This window comes from Nocardia sp. NPDC057227 (assembly GCF_042669725.1).
Classification (GTDB): domain Bacteria; phylum Actinomycetota; class Actinomycetes; order Mycobacteriales; family Mycobacteriaceae; genus Nocardia; species Nocardia asteroides_A.
The window spans coordinates 1-3,320 of sequence record NZ_JBHUXA010000051.1 but is presented as its reverse complement, the minus strand read 5'-3'; the positions used below and the strand labels follow the sequence as shown (position 1 = coordinate 3,320).

General features: G+C 66.8%; 5 protein-coding genes. 4 read left to right on the top strand and 1 reads right to left on the bottom strand.

Annotation, left to right across the window (positions count from 1 at the left end):
• Window positions 1–246 (top strand): hypothetical protein (locus ACFUJ1_RS34175; RefSeq protein ID WP_378651447.1); only part of this gene is annotated, 246 nt, incomplete at its 5' end.
• Window positions 247–525: 279 nt separating this feature from the next.
• On the opposite strand, the gene ACFUJ1_RS34170 is transcribed toward ACFUJ1_RS34175, so the two are convergent.
• Window positions 526–822 carry a hypothetical protein gene (locus ACFUJ1_RS34170; protein ID WP_376944343.1) on the bottom strand — a complete coding sequence of 99 codons (297 nt, stop codon included), beginning with the start codon at window positions 820–822 and terminating at the stop codon, window positions 526–528.
• Between the two features lie 127 nt (window positions 823–949).
• On the opposite strand from ACFUJ1_RS34170, the gene ACFUJ1_RS34165 reads away from it, so the two are divergent.
• From ACFUJ1_RS34165 to ACFUJ1_RS34155, 3 genes are read left to right on the top strand one after another with little or no spacing between them, the layout of a single operon-like run.
• Complete coding sequence (locus tag ACFUJ1_RS34165; protein WP_361016958.1) at window positions 950–1,357, top strand: hypothetical protein; 408 nt, start codon at window positions 950–952, stop codon at window positions 1,355–1,357.
• Between the two features lie 2 nt (window positions 1,358–1,359).
• Window positions 1,360–2,790 (top strand): hypothetical protein, encoded by a 1,431-nt coding sequence (locus ACFUJ1_RS34160; protein WP_378651446.1) that lies wholly within the window; start codon window positions 1,360–1,362, stop codon window positions 2,788–2,790.
• Window positions 2,790–3,104, top strand: a complete 315-nt coding sequence (locus ACFUJ1_RS34155) for a hypothetical protein (RefSeq protein ID WP_361016953.1) — start codon at window positions 2,790–2,792, stop codon at window positions 3,102–3,104. Before ACFUJ1_RS34160 ends, ACFUJ1_RS34155 begins: the two co-directional genes overlap by 1 nt.
• The last annotated feature ends 216 nt before the right edge of the window (window positions 3,105–3,320 follow it).

Sequence of the window (3,320 nt, the reverse complement as noted above, 5' to 3'; positions counted from 1 at the left end):
GTCAGCGACGAAGAACACGCCGCCGAAGAAGTGGCCGGCGGGGAGGTGGCCGAGCTGGCGGAGTCGGCCTGGAAGATGGTCGTCGCTCACGGCCTCGAAGCCCGAGTTCTCGAAGCCGTCGAACGGGGCGGATTCCCGGCACTCGTCAAGCTCCTCACGGCACATCAAATCTGGGCAGTCAAGAAACTCACTCCTGATGACCCGTCAGAAACCCCTGACGGACCGTCAGAAAGCAAGATCGCTTAGGGTTGGGGAAGTGTTTACCTAAAGGTGATCTGCGGGGCGAGAGCATGAAAAGGGGCCATTACACTTGTACCAATGGAGAGGGCTGGATGCCCTCACCGCACGAAGTGGGCACTCGGCCCCTTTTCTTGCTCTCGGAGGGGCCCCGCTGATCAGCTTTAGGTAAAGACTTCCTCGGCCCGGAACCACAAAAAAACGCGACCGCCTGCGGCGGCTGCTCCGGCCCCCGCCGGGAACAACGAAAAGGCCCCCGCCGAATTCGACGGGGGCCTTAACGCGTCGTCACTTCTCCTCGGCGGCAACCCTCTTGTAGACGGCATTCCTGGTGATCCTCGCGGCTCGGGAAACCTCGGTCGGGGTCAGTGCCTTCGTCTTCACCGCGTTGATCGTCAACGCCGTCTCGGCCGTCTGCGCCGCCTCGGAGAGATCGGCAAGAGCCCGGATCAGGTTCCGATGCCACTCGGCCGGATCACTGGCCATCGCCGCGTCGGCATGTCCGAGGTAGCTGCAAAGCTCGGAGATCGACTGGAACTGTCGTTGCAGGTCAGACCGGAAAACGTCGGCCTTGCGTCGGGTCATGATGCGTCCTCCGGGAGGGAATGATGCGAATACTCGGTTGACAGATCCCGTCTGCCAGGCTCATCGTAGAGCCCAGCACAGCCCGTAGTCATCACATCCGCAGATGACGAAACGTCAGGAGACATCCATGCCCGCCATCTTCCACGTCGACCAGGCCCGCACCTTCTCCATGGTCATGTTCCTCAGCTCGTCCCCGAAGATGCAGTTCGGCACGCAGCAGCAGGACACCGCCAAGGACGGCACCCCCAAGTGGGAGGTGCAGGTCGTCGCCTCGTTCACCCAGTTCGGCCGGACCGAAAACGAGATCCTCAAGGTCGGTGTCCTCTCGCACTCGAACCCCGGCGACGCCCTCCAGAACATGCCGCAGCCGGTCGAGCTGGTCGGCTTCCGGGTCGGTGTGACCCCGGCCGAGAAGCGGACCGACCGCAACGGCAACGAGAAGGTCGTCGGCGGCACCGCCTGGTACCAGGCCGACGAGATCCGCTCGACCTCCGCCGTCCCGACCTCCCGCAAGTCCGCCTCGCAGGAAGGCTGATCGTGTCCGCCACTGACTCCCTGAGCCTGGCTCCCCTGGTCGCCGTCATCGCCCTCGCGGTGCTGGCGGCCTGGGGGGCGGCTCGCCTCTTCATCGCCACCTACCGGTACATCCGCGCGACCCCCTTCCAGCGGGCCCGGATGCGCCACGCCTGGGCCGTCTCCCGCCGCTGGCGTCGCCTCGCTCCGAACGTCGGCCTGGCCCGCGTGGACGAGAACACCAAGGGCCGCAAGGACTGGCAGGGCAAGACCGCCAAGCCCGTCACGGTCGTCCCGAAGATCCGCGTCTTCCCGGAGCCCTGGGGAATCCGCGCCGTCATCAAGACCATCCCGAAGGTCGGCGTCGAGGAAGTCGAAAAGGCCGGCGGTTGGCTCGCGGACGCCTGGGACTGCCAGACCGTGGAAGTCCGCCGACTCAAGGCCGGACTCGTGGAGGTCCGAGGCATCGTCGGCAACCCGCTCGACGACCACCAGCCGTACACCTGGCCCGCCGAAGACGACTGGGTCCTCCCGATGGGACACAACCCCTGGATGCGCCAAGTCGCCATCCCGCTACGGCAGTTGAGCGGAATCAAGGTCGCGGGCCTCCCCGGCTACGGCAAGACCATGCTCATGCTCGCCTGGATGGCCTCGCTCGCGAACCGCGCCAACGTCCAGTTCGCCATCTTCGACGGCAAGACCTCCGACGCCCGATACGGCGACTGGGGAGAGGTCGGCAGCCGGGCCATGTTCGTCGTCGGCGACAACCCGGAGACCGCCAACCAGCGCTTGACCGAGCTGGTCCGCCTGCTCAAGGACCGCCCGGCCGCCCTCGTGGAAGAACGCGGCACGCACAAGTTCTGGAAGCACGGCCCGACCGAGACCAACCCGCTCGTCCTGGTGCTCATGGACGAGTGCCACAACTACGCCGACACCAAGGGCCTGACCGGCAAGGACAAGCAGGTCATCGAATCCAACCAGCGCATGATGCAGACCATCTCCAAGGAGGGTCGCGGGCTCGGCGTGATCGGCATCTTCGGCACGCAGAAGCAGACCGGCGACGCTATCCCGACCGCCGTCCGGGACAACCTGGAGGTCGGCGTCTGCTTCCCGACGTTCACCATCGACGCGGCTGAAGCGGCCCTCGGCTCCGGCATCCGCAAGGACGAGCCCAACGACCCGTCCAAGCTCGTGGACAAGGAGAGCAACGTCGGCGTCTGCGTCGTCACTGGCGTCCCCGGCCTGGGTGGCCAGTACGACCGAGTCCGCGTTGGCGACCTGGACGAAGACCAGCTCCCCGGCTTCATCGCCTCGACCTGGCAGCTCTGCCGCGACGTCATCCCCGCGGCTGCCCCGACCGTCGTTGATGCCTCGACCGTGCAGGCGGATGAATCCGCCGGCACTTCCGTCCCGCTCCAGAAGAAGCCCGCCCGACACTCCCGGAAGGCCAGCTGATGAGCGACCCCTACGGCCCCACGCAGGTCTACACCCCGACACCGATCCACATCGGCCCCGGACAGGCCCTGAGCGTCCCTCAGAGCCTCCAGCAGCCCGCCCCGTACGTCATCGTCCAGCAGGCCGCCCCCGCGCCCTCCTGGCTCCGCCAGCACGCCGGACAGCTCGTCGCGGCTGGCGGGGCCGGGGCCCTGGTCGTCGCCGTCCTCTTGGCCGTCGCCATCGTCGCCGTCGCGGTCGGCATCGGGGCCATCTCGTGCGCCCTCGGCTGGCTGGTCATCAAGAGCCTGATGGGGCCGCAAAAGCCGAAGTGACCGCCCGGCGTGTTCGTATCACGCCGGTCGGCCACCAAGGACAGGATCACACGGAACGACGGAGGCCCGGAACCGCTCGCGACGGTTCGGGCCTCTTCCTCCGCCACCTGGAACGCGAACGGAGAACGTCTCATGACCACGGTAGAGCACGGCGAGGGCTCGGCACCACAGGCAGCCACCCCGCATGATGACGTGCCCCCGGTCGTCCCGCTGGAT

Coding starts and splice junctions, on each gene's coding strand:
- ACFUJ1_RS34165 (WP_361016958.1), top strand. CDS start 950: ATGCCCGCCATCTTCCACGTCGACCAGGCCCGCACCTTCTCCATGGTC.
- ACFUJ1_RS34170 (WP_376944343.1), bottom strand. CDS start 822: ATGACCCGACGCAAGGCCGACGTTTTCCGGTCTGACCTGCAACGACAG.
- ACFUJ1_RS34155 (WP_361016953.1), top strand. CDS start 2,790: ATGAGCGACCCCTACGGCCCCACGCAGGTCTACACCCCGACACCGATC.